The organism is Mycobacterium sp. NPDC048908 (assembly GCF_043197955.1).
Lineage (GTDB): Bacteria > Actinomycetota > Actinomycetes > Mycobacteriales > Mycobacteriaceae > Mycobacterium.
Genome location: NZ_JBICUE010000002.1, coordinates 42,090 through 58,602, shown reverse-complemented (window position 1 = coordinate 58,602; position 16,513 = coordinate 42,090). Strand labels below are relative to the sequence as shown.

13 protein-coding genes and 1 pseudogene are annotated in these 16,513 nt (G+C 65.4%); 5 read left to right on the top strand and 9 right to left on the bottom strand.

The window, feature by feature from the left end; translation table 11 throughout:
* Positions 1 to 10 precede the first annotated feature (10 nt).
* The 5 genes and pseudogenes from ACGFK1_RS04880 to ACGFK1_RS04860 all read right to left on the bottom strand — a co-directional run.
* The gene (locus ACGFK1_RS04880; protein WP_393426498.1) at positions 11 to 1,165 is read right to left on the bottom strand and encodes a glycosyl hydrolase family 8; all 1,155 of its coding nucleotides are present in this window, start codon (positions 1,163 to 1,165) and stop codon (positions 11 to 13) included.
* 8 nt (positions 1,166 to 1,173) lie between these two features.
* Positions 1,174 to 4,368 (bottom strand): glycosyl transferase, encoded by a 3,195-nt coding sequence (locus ACGFK1_RS04875; protein ID WP_393426495.1) that lies wholly within the window; start codon positions 4,366 to 4,368, stop codon positions 1,174 to 1,176.
* Positions 4,365 to 5,912 carry a glycosyltransferase gene (locus tag ACGFK1_RS04870; RefSeq protein ID WP_393426492.1) on the bottom strand — a complete coding sequence of 516 codons (1,548 nt, stop codon included), beginning with the start codon at positions 5,910 to 5,912 and terminating at the stop codon, positions 4,365 to 4,367. The genes ACGFK1_RS04875 and ACGFK1_RS04870 overlap by 4 nt, the downstream gene beginning before the upstream one ends.
* A gap of 738 nt (positions 5,913 to 6,650) precedes the next feature.
* Positions 6,651 to 7,727, bottom strand: coding sequence for a transglycosylase family protein (locus ACGFK1_RS04865; protein WP_393427849.1), 1,077 nt, complete (start codon positions 7,725 to 7,727; stop codon positions 6,651 to 6,653).
* 399 nt (positions 7,728 to 8,126) lie between these two features.
* A pseudogene (locus ACGFK1_RS04860) lies at positions 8,127 to 8,324 on the bottom strand (transposase); the annotation flags it as partial.
* A gap of 263 nt (positions 8,325 to 8,587) precedes the next feature.
* Between ACGFK1_RS04860 and ACGFK1_RS04855 the strand changes: the two are divergent.
* The 3 genes from ACGFK1_RS04855 to idi all read left to right on the top strand — a co-directional run bounded on the left by ACGFK1_RS04855 (position 8,588) and on the right by idi (position 10,851).
* Positions 8,588 to 9,034 carry an enoyl-CoA hydratase-related protein gene (locus ACGFK1_RS04855; RefSeq protein WP_393426489.1) on the top strand — a complete coding sequence of 149 codons (447 nt, stop codon included), beginning with the start codon at positions 8,588 to 8,590 and terminating at the stop codon, positions 9,032 to 9,034.
* Between the two features lie 324 nt (positions 9,035 to 9,358).
* Complete coding sequence (locus ACGFK1_RS04850) at positions 9,359 to 10,300, top strand: heme o synthase (RefSeq protein WP_393426486.1); 942 nt, start codon at positions 9,359 to 9,361, stop codon at positions 10,298 to 10,300.
* Positions 10,297 to 10,851 (top strand): isopentenyl-diphosphate Delta-isomerase, encoded by a 555-nt coding sequence (idi, locus tag ACGFK1_RS04845; RefSeq protein WP_393426483.1) that lies wholly within the window; start codon positions 10,297 to 10,299, stop codon positions 10,849 to 10,851. The genes ACGFK1_RS04850 and idi overlap by 4 nt, the downstream gene beginning before the upstream one ends.
* On the opposite strand, the gene ACGFK1_RS04840 is transcribed toward idi, so the two are convergent.
* The 3 genes from ACGFK1_RS04840 to ACGFK1_RS04830 form a co-directional block, all read right to left on the bottom strand.
* Positions 10,832 to 13,180: an FtsX-like permease family protein gene (locus ACGFK1_RS04840; protein ID WP_393426480.1), complete on the bottom strand. Its 2,349-nt coding sequence runs from the start codon at positions 13,178 to 13,180 to the stop codon at positions 10,832 to 10,834. The genes idi and ACGFK1_RS04840 overlap by 20 nt on opposite strands.
* Before the next feature lie 5 nt (positions 13,181 to 13,185).
* Positions 13,186 to 13,833 (bottom strand): ABC transporter ATP-binding protein, encoded by a 648-nt coding sequence (locus tag ACGFK1_RS04835; RefSeq protein ID WP_393426477.1) that lies wholly within the window; start codon positions 13,831 to 13,833, stop codon positions 13,186 to 13,188.
* A 65-nt stretch (positions 13,834 to 13,898) separates the two neighbouring features.
* Positions 13,899 to 14,705, bottom strand: coding sequence for a class I SAM-dependent methyltransferase (locus tag ACGFK1_RS04830; protein WP_393426474.1), 807 nt, complete (start codon positions 14,703 to 14,705; stop codon positions 13,899 to 13,901).
* Positions 14,706 to 14,842: 137 nt separating this feature from the next.
* Between ACGFK1_RS04830 and ACGFK1_RS04825 the strand changes: the two genes are divergently transcribed.
* Entirely contained in the window at positions 14,843 to 15,241 is a 399-nt protein-coding gene (locus tag ACGFK1_RS04825) for a PAS domain-containing protein (RefSeq protein ID WP_393426471.1), read from the top strand.
* Between the two features lie 211 nt (positions 15,242 to 15,452).
* Here the strand turns inward: ACGFK1_RS04825 and ACGFK1_RS04820 are convergent, their stop codons facing one another.
* The gene (locus tag ACGFK1_RS04820; protein WP_393426468.1) at positions 15,453 to 15,998 is read right to left on the bottom strand and encodes a TetR/AcrR family transcriptional regulator; all 546 of its coding nucleotides are present in this window, start codon (positions 15,996 to 15,998) and stop codon (positions 15,453 to 15,455) included.
* Positions 15,999 to 16,085: 87 nt separating this feature from the next.
* On the opposite strand from ACGFK1_RS04820, the gene ACGFK1_RS04815 reads away from it, so the two are divergent.
* Positions 16,086 to 16,490 carry a hypothetical protein gene (locus ACGFK1_RS04815; RefSeq protein ID WP_393426465.1) on the top strand — a complete coding sequence of 135 codons (405 nt, stop codon included), beginning with the start codon at positions 16,086 to 16,088 and terminating at the stop codon, positions 16,488 to 16,490.
* Positions 16,491 to 16,513: the final 23 nt, after the last annotated feature.

The window sequence follows — 16,513 nt, the reverse complement described above, 5'->3', positions numbered from 1 at the left end:
CGAGGCTTGCTCAGCCCGGTCCTGAGCAGTCGCCGAGCAGCGACGTGGTCAGCATGATGCGCCCCAGCGCCACCCACGCGGCGCCGTAATAAGTCGGCGACCGCTGTTGCATTTGCGCCGCTGCGTCAAGGCGCTTGACGGCTCCGTCGGCATCGCCTGCGCCCTGTTCTGTGGCCGCGGTGGCGACAAGGGCGACGGGATGTTGCCAAGTGCCGTCAGGCGACCCATCGAGGTTCCGCAACGCGGGCACGTCACCATGCGCTGTCAGGATGGGACGCATGGCACCCGCGACGACTCGATCTTCGTGATCGCAGGATTCAGCGAACCGGACCGGTAGGCGCGCGGCGTCGAGACCGAAACGGATCTGCCCCCCGGAGGGGGGTGCGGCGGGCACGGCATGGCCCACATGAGTGACAGTGGTCCAGTCCGGCGGCAGCATCCCGGTCCCGATCAGCTGCCACGCCAAGATCCGCTGGGTGCGCTTGATGTCGATCCACCGTCGGTCGCTGGATGCCTGGAAGAGTTCCCGTTCGGCACGAGGACTGAAGTACCCCGGATTGACGAGATACGGGGGCGTCGTTGCCCAGTTTCCGCCGACCAGCGTGCGCCCCGATCCGGCCACCCACGTACCAGGCGGGTTCACATCGCTGGAAGGGGCGGTCCCGGTGCCGACGGCAACCGTCTCGGTTTCGACGATCGCAACCCCCAGTCGTCTGCCGTCCTCGGTGAACTGCGGCGCCTGAAAGCGTCGGCCCGCCAACAGCAGCGACCGCGCCGCATCGAGGTCGGCATCCGCGGCGCTGTTGACATCGGTGATCTTGGTATCGGCCCACCGCCACGCCAGCAATCCGTCGGCGCGGCGCAGGTGCGTCTTCGTCCAATTCCATATCGAGCGGAACCGATTCTCGTCACCGACCGCCACAGCGATGAGCATCCCGTAGGCCTGTCCTTCGCTTACTACGTCACCGCCCTCGTCACGTCGCACTACGCGACCGTCCGGCTCGACGTAGTCATTCAGGAACCTCTGGCCGGCGATACGCGCCGTGTTCTCCCGCAGGCCCGCGATGTCTGTCGCGTCCAGCCTCGGATCGATGGCGTTCGCAATCCACCAGCCCGCGCCGATCGTCACCGCCACCACGAGCGCAATTGCCGACGCGGTCCCCACCCGCCGCTTCACCTGGGTTCCCGAGGAACCGAAGGCTCAACGACCCCCATGGGTAGCCGCACAGTGTCGTCAACCGGTCTGGTTCGGCGAACCGCCTCACGCCAGCGCGCCCGCACCGCCTGATGCAGTGCAATGTCGTTGCGTTGCCTCGGCCCTGGCGCTACCGGACGCTTGAGCACCGTCGTCTTCAGATCCAGTGGCGCGGTGTCGTCAGCAGGTCGTGCACGGTGGACCACCTGACGCAGTCCTCGCCGCCGGGGCGCGATCATATGCGTGTCGACGCCCGGCACTGAGCACTCAGAATCGCCAAGAGGTGTGCGGCGAATCGCCTCACCGCCGAGCCAGCGCGCCCGCATGACTTCGTGCACTGCAGAGTCTTTCGGCCGAAGCGGGGGCCGCGGCGCAACCGAAGGCTTGACGGGCGCCTTCAGAGGTCGCGTAGCGTCGTCAACCGGCGCGCGCCGAGTGAACGCACCGCCGTGCCGAAGCGCCCGCATCGTTTCGTCCAGGGCACCATCGTTCTCCTGCGCCGACCGCCGCGTCCTGGCTGTCAGTATCGCTGCCGCCAGGATTGTGGCCATGCACAATACGACCGCGACCGGCTTGCCGTCGGAGCTTTCAATCGCGGGCGTTTTCGCGTTGATCTTGTCCACTGGAGTTCCGCTCGCAGGCAACGTCAACGTCGGGGAACTCAGCGCGGCCGGAGTGGCCGGAACGTCCCGAACCGTCTGTAGCAGGGGGCCATCGGGCCCGTCGGTGAGCAGGAGGCTCATCGGCTCGCCACCAGGCAACCCAATGGGTTGGCGCCATTCGTGGCCGTTTGCCGTCAGCACCGCCTCGTACTGCCCGGCAGGCACCGCGGCATACCCGGTGATCAACCCATAACCGGCTTGGTTCGCCAGCACCATCGGCTCGACCATGCCCGGTGCTAGCAATGCCAGATAGACGGATCCTGTTGCACTGGCGGCATGCAGCATCCGCACGGCGGCGTCGGGCGTGGGGCCGGTGGCCGGGCCGTCCGGCGCGAGTTGCACCGCAACCTGATCGGAGTCGCCCGCGGAAAACATCGCGAGCGTGTAGGTCGCATCCGGATCGAGCGTGACTACCTGACGTATAACCGGGTCACCTCCGCCGACAGGGTTGGTTACCACCACGTATGTTCCCGGCGGCATCGACCGATAGCCCGACGGATTCGGGTCGGCGCCGGTCTCCAGCGAGCCTTCCACGGTGCCGTCGATGCGAACCAGATTGACTTGCTCGGCCGATCGGTTTCGGCGGAGGTCGGCCACCCGCAACGCTGCCGGACCGCCCTGCATCGGCGCCGGGGCCGCGCCTAGACCGATATCGTTGGCGCGCACCGGAAATCGAACCTTCAGTCCCTCGGCGGTCAGATCCACTGACTGCACTGCGAACCGGCCCACTTGGTGTTGCAAGAATGCCGCCACAGCTTGCAGCCGGTCGCGCTGGCCGCTCAGCGTGATATCGCGTCGAGGCGTTGCGACGTCGTCCTCTCCTTCGATGGTCGAAATGTGTGCGACCCGAACAGGTTCCGTCGCAGCGATCACTGCGAGTGTCGCGAGCACAGGCTGAGCCACCGTCCGAGACTGCAGGACCGCAAGCACATCGGGATCAGTGGCACCGGCAATGTGGGCGGCAAGTTGCCCTCCGAACGCCAGCGCCGCCGGCGACGAGGGTCTCGACGTCACGCCAGCGTCAACGCGTCGCACCTCGACTCGCGTAAAGCCGGTGCCGAATATTGCCACCGGTTGGGAGTGTGCGACCGTTTCTGCGAATACGCCGTTGGGCCGCGTCGCGTCACGCAACGACGCCGTCGACACGACCCAGTCGTAGTCGGCCCAGCCGCGCGGCGCCCAGCCCTGCACCTGTTCGTCGGTGTCCACCTTGTAGCCCCACACGACATTGAGCCGGTCGCGGCCATTGCGAATCAGGTCCAGCCACAACGCATCGTCAACGATCAGACGGTCGGTCTTCGGCACGTTCTGCTGGATCCACTGCTGCGCCTGCCGCATCGGCGCGTCATCGTCGGATTGCAGCAAGACACGTTGGGTGGGCAGCCAGAGCGACACGACGACGGATACGATCAGCGTCCCGGCGGTCAGCGCCGGAATACGTAAGCGCCGAAGGTGCACTGATGGATGCGCAACGGTGTCGAACAGAAAGCGCACAGCCACCTCGCCGGTACCTGCGGCCAGAAGCGCTATCAACGGCAGCGCGGCCAAGATGAAGGGCGCCGGCAGGTATCCAGGTCGGAGAACCGTGGCTATGAGTGTCACCAGCCCCACCGCGAACGGCCGCAGCCGCGAGACGAACAATGCGGCAAAAGCGACCGGGCAAGCCAGAATCGGCAGGGCCGGGTCGAGCCGGAACCATTGGTCAACGGTATGGCGCTTGAGTGAATCGGGATCATCAAGCGCGCCGCCCGCCGCGCGATCCCGCAGTTGGAATCTGATGCCGTCCCAGAGACTGACGTGTCCGGGCCCTGGGACCAGCTCGCCACGCAGCACGGCCATCAAGACGTACGTGCTCACCACCACGCCGAACACGGCGACGAACACGGCGAGCGCATAGCGGCGGGTCACCGGTGCGGTCCTGGTCCAGACCAACCAGGCGAACATCGGCAGCAGCAACAGCATGGTCTCCTTGGTCAGCACCGCTATACCGAAACATGTTGCGGCGCCGAACATCGCCGACAACCGGTATCGGGGCGAGCACAGCAGCACCAGGGCGCCGACCAGCCACGCAACGGCGAGATTGTCCAGATAGACCATTCGAGTCAACGAAATCGCCAACGGAGACAGCGCGAAGACGGCGACGGCAACCGCGGCTGCCCATCGCGACATTCCAATTCGGCGCGCAAGAGACCAGAGCAGGGCGGCGGTGATCACGGCGACGACAACCATCAGATACCGCCCGGCAGCTATGGCGTTGCCCCCGAAGTCAGGACCCGAAATCGCCACCCACAGGGACAATTGCAGCCAACCAGCCGGCGGATGGTCGTACCAGTACGTGTAGTGAGCGAGTTCGCCCCAGTGGGCCACGGCGTAGGCCTGGGCCATGTACGTGCCTTCGTCGTCAAACCGGACCGGCGACCTAGTGAGGTTGATCAACCGCAATGCCGCGGTGAGTGTCAACAGGATTCCGAGTATCGGGATCGAGGGATTCAGGCGAGGTAAGCGGCTCATGCGGAAACCGGCCGCTTGGGTGTGGGGGTGCGGTGGGCGTTCTTGTGAGTCGTCTTCTCCCAGCCTCCGTCCCCGCGGCTCTGACGCCACACCGCCCGCACCGCGGCCACCGCAAGCAGCAGCTGATATGGAAAGGTGCCCAGCAATAAGCGGGCGTGATCACGGGGACGTATTCGGATGCCGAACTCCCGTCCGAATTCACCGAGCGCGGCAGACTCCACCGCCATCGTGACGAGCGTGGGCGCCAGAGGCAAGAAGGTCACCAACGCCGTCGGCACCGGAACCTTGAGCAGGAACATCGACGCGAGCGATAGTGGCAACAACGCTCCCGTTGCCGCCTGCAGCATGGGCATCGCCAACGTGTAGCGGGCCAACCAGCGCTGTCTGCGGCTAGGCAGCTTGCGCCAGTCACCCTTGCGGAGCACCTGCAGGAAGCCCTGATCCCAGCGCGTGCGCTGCTTCACGAGCGCACGAATTGAACCTGGGGTCTCTTCCCGGGTCACCGCTTGCGGGTCATAGGCCACCGCCACGACTGCACCCCTGGTCGACAGCCGAACGCCGATCTCACAGTCCTCAGCCAGACAGTCGGGGTCCCAACCGTGCACTTGCCGCAATAGGTCGGTACGGGTGAAAACGGTATTGCCCCCCAACGGAATGAACCGCTTCGCCGCGTGGAAATGCAGGCGCGAGCGGAACCAGAAGTAGTACTCGAGGCAGTTGCGCACCGACCACCAATTCGTCGTGACGTTCATCAACTGGACACCGGCCTGAACCACGTCTGCGCCAGATTCCTCGAAACGCGCTTCGACCAGACGCAGCAGCCCCGGATGCACCTCGTCTTCGGCGTCAAAGACACCGACGATGTCGCCACGACATTCGGGCAGCGCGGTGTTGAGCGCCTTTGGTTTGTTCTTCGGCACGTTGTGGTCCATGACCACCTTGACGATCCCGGCGTGCCGCTCCGCCGACTCACGCGCGACCAACTCGGTCTCCGGGTCGTCGTGGCCGATGATCACGATCACCTCGTAATTGGGGTGGTCAAGCCTTGCCAGCGCATCGATCGTGTCCCCGAGGACCTCCTCTTCGTGGCGAGCTGGCAACAGCAACGAGAATGACCGAGGCGCACCGGCCGCTCGACGCCGAAAACCCGTCGCTGCCAATGCATCCGGTGTGCGCCATGCGTGCAGCATCCACCATAGGGTGGTGCCGGCGACCGTGAACAGCCCGAGCGAAAGGATGACCAGCACACCGTTGAGGAGAAGCTGCGCCCACGACCGCGGGGCATCGCTGTGCTCGCGTGGCCTCAGCTGTGTTGACGGCTCAGGGTCACCCGAAATCGCCTGCACGCCTTTGGCCGGCGGCAGTGTGCCGCCGGAGGCGCCTTCCGGCGGCTTACCCGACGGCTGCTGTGGTGGCGTCGGCGCGGAAGACCCGCCTCCGGCGGATGAGGGCACCGACGGCTGAGCAGGTTGGTCCCCGCCCCCGAAGGGATGCCCACTCAAGATCACCACTGCGACGAAGACGAGCACGGCAGCGAACGCCACGGCCGTCCGCCTGATCCGAAGCCGCCACAGGTTTGCCTCGTCAACAGTTACAGCTTCGTGCAGTACCGCATCGTTCCGCGGCCACACCCGTCGCGGACGACTGTCAACCGGTACCGAGCGGCGAGCCACGTCATTGCCGCGCCCGCGCGGTAGCGGCCGCCGCGGCTGAGCCGAAAGCGGAACAGGCGCAGTGATATCGGCACCAAGATCAGTTCGCGCAGTATTCAATGGTGTCGTGGCATCGACTGGAGGTACGCGCCAGTGCGCCCGCACGGTGTCGTACTGCGAAGGACCTATTTGCTGTATCGGCCGCTGCGGCGGCACCGAAAGCCGAACGGTCTCCGTCTCCGGATCCAGTCGCGCCGTGTTGTCGCCCGGTCCTGCCCGGCAAATCAGCTCACGCCGGTGCGCCCGCACGGTGTCGTACTGCGAAGGACCTATTTGCTGTGCCGACCGCTGGGGTGGAACCGAACGCTCAGCGGCCACCGTCTCCGGATCCTGCCGCGCCGTGCTGTCAACCGGTCGTGCGCGGCGAACCACTTCACGCCATCGCGCCCGCACAGCTTCAAGCAGTGCAGCATCCTTCTGCTGTCTCGGCCCCCGCGGCGGAACCGAATGGGCAACGGCCACCGTCTCTGAATCTAGCCGCGCACGTAGCGGGTGGCCACCGGTACGTTCGGCTGACGTCGCCGCACCGACGACCCAACGACTGTTGATCACCGCCGAGCGCCCGAAGGGTCAGCGCACCCCCGCTCTGACGCTGCATACCGGCCAGGCGCCCCAGCCCTGAACTGCCCGAGTCACCTCGGCGATTGCGATCTGCTCTTCCCGGGTGGCCAGGTCTGCTCGCGGCGCGTAGCGCAGTCCACCGTGCCGGTCCCACGTGCTCTGGTTGAACTGCACGCCCCCATAGAAACCGTTGCCGGTGTTGATCGCCCAATTGCCGCCGGACTCGCAGGCGCTCAGCGCGTCCCAGGTCGCGCCGTTGCGCACCGGCGGCACCTGGGTGCCCGGCTTGGCACCCACCCGCAGCACCAAGGGCCGGGCGGGTGCCACGATCTCGTTCTTCACGGGCGACCGCCCGGTTTCGACACCGTTGACGGTCGACACCGTGAAGGTGACAACCTGGGTTCCAGTGGTGCCCAAGTCCTCCACAACGTGGCGGCTCATGTTCATCGTCGGATCCTGGACGTGGTACGCCCGGGGCAGCAGCGTGATCCGCGTGGTGACGCTGAACGTCCGGATACGGGTGACCACGATCTTCATGCCTTCGGTGACCGACGTCGACGCCGGCGGGAACACTTGGTCGCCTTGCGCGAGCGGCGCACCGGCCGCCGCTAGCAAGAGCCTCACATTCGGCGCCGCCAGCCGCCGGTCGCTGGCCACACCGCCGTCGACGATATGCACCTTCTTCGCGCTGACCAGCGACAACACCATGCCGGTCAATGGCACTCGGCTGAAACGAGATGCCGCGGCAGGCGCGGCGTCGCGCATCGACAACTGCTTGAGCGCCTCGTCGACCGTCAAGGCCGTCGTCCACGTCTGCCTGATCTGCCCGCCGTCCACCGACACCTGCAACGGCCGGCCGCGTTTCAGCACGATGGTGTCGGACTGATGGACCGGCTGATCGGCGGACGGATACAGCTGGTCGTGGTTGTCGACGGCGAAGCCGTTTTCCCGCACCACGTCGATCACCCGCGACTTCATCGTCGAGACTGTCATCGGTGAGCCGTCGACGGAGAGCGTGAGCGTCTTGTGCATCGCGACGGCGAATCCGCCCGCGAACGCCACCGCCAGCAACAGCGCGCCGACCACCGCCCGCCGCCTCTTCGGTCTCGCGGTCGTGTGCCCCGGGGTGCCACTGGCGGTAGCCCTGTCACCGCGGACATCGGCCCGGGCGCCCAACTCCCGGCCCGGCCCGATCTCGGCGTCCAGGGAAGCTTTGGTCTGGAAGATCCTGGCCAGCCCAATGTCTCGTCGCCGCAGTCGCTGCGGGCGCCGGCCGACACGACGATTTGTCCCGAACGCCGCGTCCTCGGCTTCATCGACCCGTTCGGCGCCTGTCAGGAGGGCCGAGACCTCCTCCACGAGAGCCGTGTCCTCTGCGACCCTCATCCTGTCGAGAGCGACCCGGCCGAGGCAGACCACACCCGCGGCCCGCCGTAACGCCAACGCCTGCACGAACAGGTATCCGAGCGCAGACAGGTGCTGCCTGCGGAATTCGGCGATCGCTCGAAAGCCCGGGGACGCGCCGGCGGTCAGCCACCGAAAGGCCACATCAACGACGCATGTGCGTTCGATCATCCGCGACGAGCACACCCCGGTGGTGTAGGCGTACAACAGGAGCGCCATCAGCCGCGGATCGTAGGGCAGCGCACCGCACGCCTCGTCATCCGCACCCCGGGTGCGCACAAGATCCAAATGGGCGTCGACCAACTCGGCAACGAGCCGGGCGAAGTGATTCGCCGGCAAACGGTCATTGGGCCGAACGCACGGAATGTCTTGTTCGGCGGGCAACTTCGACCTCGCCGAGCTGGGCGTCTGCGCGCTGTTCAAGACCTACCTTGAACAACTTGCCATCGGCGAGCTCATCAGCCGCACATCATCCCGCGCTCCGACCCTTTACCCGATCACCCTGCCCGGCGTGTTGCCGACTCAGGCTGGCGGCGCCGGCAATGCCCCAGTTGTTCTCCGAGGCCCTCGACCGCGTGCAGGCCGATGACGACATCCGGGCAGTCGTCATCTCCGGACGACCGGGACAGTTCAGCGCGGGGCTCGATCTCGACGTTCTCATGATCGGCGGGCAGCAGCGGGACAGGCTCCTGCGAGACACCTGGCAGCAGTTCGGTCGAGTCTTCACACTTGCGATTTCGGTGGTCGTCGCCCGCACAGGAAGCGCCGTAGCAGCCGGCGCGGCACTGCTGCTCACCGCTGACCGGCGTGTGGACGCCGACGGGGACTTCACGATCGGTTTCAACGAAGCCGCTACAGACGCGCGAATGTACCGTCCGCAGGATGCGTTGGCCGCGGGCTTCTTTCACCGGATCGCTGCGCCAATGAAAGCAACTCGAGAAGGACATGAGCATGATCCAACGCATCGGCCTCGTGAAGTCGATACCTAGGCGAACTCGTTCAGCTGCACAGGAATTGAGGTTCTCGGGTGCACTACGGCACGATGCGCGACCTGACGATCGAATTGGTGCCGCTACCGGCTGTGGGTAACCGCGTCCAGCGCCGTGTCACCGCAGAATGACCCTGGCGGATGCCCGGCTACGAGCGACATTGTCGCTAATTATGTAGTCGCTCAAACGGATCGAGCAACTGATAGTCCATCCGCGCACCTGCGCTCAACCGCGACGACGAGAAGTCGGATTCCATTGAACCCGTGCCGTCCACAAGTCGTGTCATTGATGGGACGGGACAACTTTGACGGACCGAGTTCTACCGTGAGCATTCATGAGCTATCCATGTCACAGTGGGGCGGTAAGTTCCGCGCCACCCTGAAAGACTGTGCGGCGCTGACCAAGCCTCACACTCTTCACCTTGTGGTCGGAGTGATTCCGGCCATGCTGTTGGCGCAACGTGGCGTCATCGCACCGGTGCTCATCGTCAACGTGGTCGGGGCCACGATCCTGATGACGGCGGGAGCCAACACGTTGAACTGCGTTGGCGACGCGGACATCGACAAGCTGATGGTTCGCACCGCGGGCCGCCCGCTTGCGCGCAATGCGCTTTCCACGCGCTTCGCACTGACATTCGGGGTCGCGTTGAGCGCAGGAGCAGTTCTGTGGCTATGGCAGGCGGCCAACCTGTTGGCCGCGCTGCTGGCGGCGGCGACGATCGCGTTCTACGCGCTGATCTACACCCTGCTGATCAAACGGCGGACTGCTCACAACGTCGTGTGGGGCGGACTCGCCAACGGCATGCCGTTGCTGATCGGCTGGTCGGCGGTGACCGGCGCTATCGGTTGGCAAGCCGTAGTGATGCTGGCGATCGTCTTCTTCTGGACGCCACCGCACAGCTGGGCGTTGGCGATCATGCGCAAACAGGACTACATATCAGCAGGTGTGCCGATGCTGCCCGCGGTCGCCGCCGAGCGCAACGTCGCCAGGCGGATTCTGATTTATAGCTGGCTGACCGGTCTGACCACGGTCGTGCTGGCGATCGGAACAGGGGCGATCTACGACGCCGTCAGCGTGTTGGCCGCATCCTGGTTCGTAGGAACGGCACACCAGCTCGATGCCAGGACGCGTCACGGGCAGCCCACCGACGCGCGACATCTCTTTCGCCGCGCCAGTATCTATTTGACCATCGTGTTGTGCGCTCTTGCAATCGATTCGGCGCTGGCACTTCCAACGACTCTCCACTGGCCGGCTAGCCGGACATGACCGATTTCGTCGAGAGAGTCGTCTCCAGCGAAGACGATTGCGTTGTCGTCGTCGACAATAACGACGTCGGGATCGGCTTCATGACGAAGGCCGCGGCGCATGACGGTCGCGGCACGCTGCACCGGGCGTTCTCGGTGTTCGTCTTCAATCCGGACGGTGAACTGCTTCTGCAACAGCGCGCCGCGGAAAAGCGGCTGTGGCCGGGCCGGTGGTCCAACAGCTGCTGCTCGCATCCTCGTCGCGGCGAACCGATGGCCACCGCGGTGCGTCGGCGTGTACATGAGGAGCTCGGCCTGTGCCTGACGACGGCGTTTCTCTTCAAGTTCGAGTACAGGGCGCAGTTCGATGCGCACTGTGCCGAACACGAACTGTGCTGGGTCCACGTCGGTCGCAGCGCTGACAAGCCGACAGTGAACCGTCACGAAGTCGCGGCTTGGCGTTATGTCGACGGGCCCACGCTGCACGACGAAATTGCGGCGGCACCAGACAGATTTACGCCGTGGTTCAGAATCGCCTGGCCACTGGTTGCCGCTACAGCGCACGTTCTCTGACAACGCGCGCGACGTCGATCCGCTTGATCAGCCGTGCCGCGGGCAGCTGGGAAACGGCAGCGGCCAACATCACCGCGATCACGGCAAGGCTGAGCGCCACCGGCCCGATCGACAGGTGCAGCTGAAACAGGTCGTTGTTGAACGAGCGCAGAAAAAGCCACGCGACGCCGAGACCGACCGCAAGACCGAACGGCACGGCAAGCACAGTGGCACTGAGGTTTTCCAGCGCCAACGCGGCGGTGAGTCGCCGGATCGGTACTCCCGCCGCGCGCAGACCGGCCAGCTCACTTGTCCGTTCGGTCACGTTGACGGTCATGGTGATGTAGATGATGGCGAAGGCAAGCAATCCGCCCAGTACCAACATGCTGCCCGCGAACACCCAGAAGATGATCAGATATCCGTTGATCTGCCGGTGCATCGCGCCGGTGTCGGTGTATGCCAGGACGCCGGTCAGGCTGGTGACCGCATCCCGCACCCTGTTCGGGTCCGCGCCGGCAGCGAAACGCAACAGGTATCCATTAGGTCCGGTGTTCGTCACCGATTGCGCCACTGCCGTTGTCGCGTACAACGCGGTGCCCAGGGGCTCGTCCACAAGACCGGCCAAGCGCAGGGTACGGCTGACACCCCCGGCGGGGACCACCGTCATGGAGTCACCGACGTGTAGGCCAAGCTGCTGTACGAGGCCCGCACCGGCCAACACACCGTCGGACGGTAGAGACCGCGGCCGGCCGTCGATGCCACGGAACCCGTGCATGACCGTGGCAGACTGCAGACCTGTCAGCGAGGTCGAATAGACGTGCCCACGCGCGGTCACGGTCACCCGCGCCGACGTTACGGGCTCGACCAAATCGAGCCCGGGAATCGACCTTATCTGCGCTCCAACATCGTTCGATATCGGCGCGACCAGCACGGTGGCGTCCTGCCGCTGTACCGCGCCGAACTCAACAGCCAGCATCGCCTGCACACTGGTGAGTTGACCCACTGCAGCCAGGATCAGCGTCAGGGCGAGCACGCAACCGGTCATTGTGGCCGCAGTCCGGCGGCGGCTTCGGGTCAATGACCGCAACGCCATTCGCACTACAACTGGCGTGCGGGTCCACCGCGCCGAGAGCCGGGTGAGCCGTCCGATGCGGAAGGAGCGCACGGCATCACCGCGCATCGCCGAGGCCGGCGCGAGGCGACCCGCGACGATTGCGGGTGCCAGCGCGCCCAGTACGCCAGCGGTGAGCCCGAGAATCACACCGATGAGCGCGGTTGAAATACGATGTTGGACAACGGTATCAGGAAGACCCAGCAAGGACGCATAGACTTTGGTGTATGCCGACGTCGCGGCCGCCCCGGCAACCACGCCGGCCAGTGCCCCAGTGCTCGCGACCGCGACGCCGTAGCACACGTAGTGGCGGACGAGGGTGCCGCGGCGTGCGCCGAGTGCGAGCAGCGTGCCGATGATCGGCCGTTCGGTGTGGATCAGGCGTGTGAGTAATACGTACTCCGCGACCATGGCGGCGGTCAAGAACAGTGTGGGGAAGCCGATCGCCATGCCCGACAGGCCGTGCAGACTCTCTTGAAGCGCGGCATCGGAGGGTTGATCGCCGCGATCTTCGATCGCCGCCGCGCCGTGGGCACGCACCATGCGAATGAGACCATCGCGATCTGACGACGTCGCTGCGTCGCTCATCGTGATCAGCGTCTGGTTGGATCCTCGCCGCGCCGATAGTGTCCGGGCGAGTGGCTCGGATACGAACAGCACAGCGAAGGCGTGCGGATCCCCCAGCAGGTCCTGTCGATTGCGGGCGGGCCACAGGTATTCGGGCGATTGCGCCGTACCGGATACCGTCACGTCGTGCCATCGCATGCCGTCGAACACCTGCAATGCCGCCCCGCTGGTGAGGCCGAATGTGTCGGCCGTGTGGCGCTCGACGACGACTTCATCCTGGGCTTCCGAAACGGGCAACCGCCCGGCGACGATGTCAATGGCATCGATGTCCTGGCCACTGACAGCCGGCATCCCGACCAACCGGCCGACGAGTTTGGTCCCGCCGATCATCATCGGTTGATCGACCTGCGTGCGCGTCACGACCCGATCGACGCCGGCGGCGCCGTGGACGGCTGCCGCGATGCCGTCGGCCTGCGCACTGGTGACGACCAGGTCAGCGAAATGCGTTCGGGCATAGGTCGCCGCGTAGGAAGCTTGAATGTTGCGGAACGAGTCGTAGCTGGTGACGAACAGCAGCGCGCCGAGCATCACGGTCAGACCGATCGCGACGACCTGCGGCAGTCGCCGCCGCAGGTCGCGTAACGTCTTGCGCAACAAAGTCGCTGCTATCACGGGATTCACCACCGGATAGTCGAAGCGTCGACCGGCATTGTGTTACGTTGCGAGGAAACGATTTTGCCGTCGCGCATCCGGATAAGGTGATCGGCGATCTCAGCGGCCGACTCGTTATGGGTCACCATCAGGACACCGCGCCCGCTGCGACTGGACTGCTGCAGCACCTCGAGGACGCAGCGCCCCGTCGCAGCATCCAGGGCGCCCGTCGGTTCGTCGGCGAGCAATAGGTCGGGGTCGGTGGCCAGCGACCTGGCGATCGACACACGTTGTTGTTCCCCGCCCGACAGCTGCGCCGGAAAATGATCCATGCGATCGGACAAGCCCACGCCCGCAAGCAGTTCCGCAGCTGCGCCCCGCTGCCCGCGCCCGGTGAGCTCGCTGATGATCTGCACGTTCTCCAGCGCGGTCAGCGTGGGGATGAGATTGAAGAACTGAAATACGAACCCGATGTGGGAGCGCCGAAAGCCACCCAGATCGCGCGGCCGGCGTCTGGAGATGTCTTCGCCGGCCACCAGAACCGTTCCCTTATCGGCTGATTCGATGCCGCCGATGATATTGAGCAGCGTCGTCTTGCCCGAACCGCTAGGCCCCAGAACCGCGGTGAAGTGGCCGGCCGCGATGTCGAGGTCGACATTCTGCAAGGCGTGCACAGTCGCCGAGCCCTCGCCGTAGACCTTGCTGATACCGGACAGCCTTAATTCGCCACGTACGTTGTTCATCGCAGTGAGCGCACGGTTGATCGGATGCTGCGGCCATGTGTGAACTGAGATCGCGCTGGGCGACGAGCGGTGATGAACTGTGACATTCCTCGAAAGTGCTGTTCGATGTCCGTCATTCCGGCCGTCTTCAAGAATGCGGGGATGGTGGTGGCATCGAACACGCGCACACCACAGACGGTGGCCGCGAGTTTGATTGCCCTGCGGCTCAACGCGGATTGGCCGCCGCAGCTCGTCGAGACCACGATTCGCCCGCCCGGCGAAAGCACCCGCACCATGTCTTGCAGCACCACCATCGGTTTTGCGGACAGATGCAGCCCGGCCAGGCACGACACCACATCGAAGGACTCGTCGCTGAACGGCAGCCGGTGCGTGTCTGCGCGCATGTACACCGCCCGCGGGCCGCTGCTGGCCCGGACTGCGCAGCGCATCATCGACGCTGACGAGTCCACGGCGATCACGAACCCGCTGCCCTGAAGTTGGCCGGCAAGAAACGCGGTGTCGCGGCCCGGTCCGCACGCCACGTTGAGAACACGCTCATCGCCGTCGAGACGCAGACTCACCCCGACCAGTGCCCGTACGACGGGTACCGAGAACCCGCCGGCACGCAGGAGCGCGCACATGAGCGAGCGCCGCGTCCGCTGCGCCAAGCCGTGCCGGTCCCGTTCGCTGGATGGAAGCAGATCTATGTAGCCGTTGCGATAACGCATCGCACGCATGTCCTCGTCGCGGATCAGCCCGCGTGCGAGCGCAGGAGCCCACATCGCGGCGGGGTCAGCGTCAACCCGCGGCTCTGCGGCGGTCATAGCCTAGACACGCTGCTGAGCGCGTCGCGGTTCACAATCGTGGCAAATGGCCCTCGCATTGAACCGCACCCCGGCGCTCACCCGTGATTGTAGATATGGAGGCTTCTGGCGCGAATCCAGACAACCGGCCAGCGACCGTGACCGTCGATCGCGCGGGGATCATCCGTCAGTGGGATGCTCAGGTGACCGATGTGGTGGGTCGGTCCGCCGATGAGACGCTGGGCCGCAGCCTGAACATCATCATCCCGCCGGGTCTTCGCGCGTTGCATTGGTGGGGTTTTGACCGGGCGATGAGCCGGGGACGAATGAGCAGCGGCAATCTGACCATCCCCGCGCTGCGTGGCGACGGGAGCATCGTCGTTGCCCACGCGACCATCGAGCTGACGTACGCCAATGGCGGGGCGACCGACGGCGCAACGGTCACTTTCACCGGTACGGGGCCTCGGTGGCAGAGCAAGGCGTGGGAAGCCCTACTAGCGCCGGTCAAGGTCACCCATCGCGCCTGGCACCGACAGCACCACAACCGCGACCGGTAGCTTGCTGTTGATGGCGTCGCCGCCAAAGCTATCGGGGACCCTCGAATAAGGTGCCTTGACCGCCGCGTGGGAGCCAGGGCTATGTCTGGGTGACCATTTCGCGTGGTCATCGATCTCTCAAGGACGAACCGGCGGAGGCGATCTCGTCTCTGGATTCGGTGGTGACGTAGCAGCCGTGGAGGCGCTTGGGCTCGGAATTGTGAATTCGGGCTCAGGCCCGGACAGTCGGCCAGAAGAGATCGAACAGGCGCTCTTCCCATCCCTTGACGACCCGCCCGGTGCGGGTGCGCTCGGCGATGTGCGCACCAACGATTGCATCGACGAGTGCGGCGGCGTCGAGATCAGCGCGGAAAGATCCGTCGGTCTTGCCTGCGCCAACCACTGATTCCAGTTCGGCGCGCTGCTTGGCGAGGATGCGGCGGAAGAGCTTGGTGAAGGTGGGGTCTTCGTCGGTGAGCAGGGCGGCCAGGCCGCCGTAGCCGATGCCGACCTCGACGGTCTTGACGGCTTCTGTGATCAGCCAGCGCAGTTGCTCGGGCGGGTCGGCCTGTGGCGGGAGGGGGTCGGGGGTGGTGACCCGGGACAGCGCGGCGGACAGCATGTCGCGGCGGTCGGTGTATCGGCGGTAGATGGTCGTCTTGGCGATGCCCGACCGCGCCGCGACTGCTTCGACGGTCACCGACCGGGGGCCTTTGGTGCGCAGGAGGGCAAGGGTGGCGTCGGCGATGGAGTCGTCGACGTCTTGTCGTGGCGCCATTTTGGTCCTCCTCGGCTGACGGTGGAATAACCGCGGCGATAAAAACGCTACACTAGACGTAGCGATACGCTACACGTAGCGTTTTGTATGAGAGTTGGAGAGGTGATCGAGATGTTGAGAGCGTTGCGACGGGTTTCTGCGACGAATGTGGCCTATGTGCTGTTGCTGCTGGTATTCGTGGCGTTGGGGATGTTTGTCTACGCGCTGGCGACGGAAAGCGCGCTGGCCGGCATCATCGCGGCCAACATGGTCGCGTTGATGGTCGCGTCGGTGGTGGGTTTCCGGGTTGGCGCCCGCAAGCGGACGGAATCCAACGACAGCGGTATCGAGATCCCCGGGGAAAACATCTGGGCCGAACCGCTGCGCCGCGAGCAGATCGACCGGTACATGCAGAGCTACCGCGGTGTCCGGGACAACCATGAGCAACTGCTGCAGGCCGTCGCGGTCCCCGGCAGCGAACCGACGCAGTTGATGGATCGACGCGCGGCGTGATCGCTGCGGTACGTCGCTCCCAC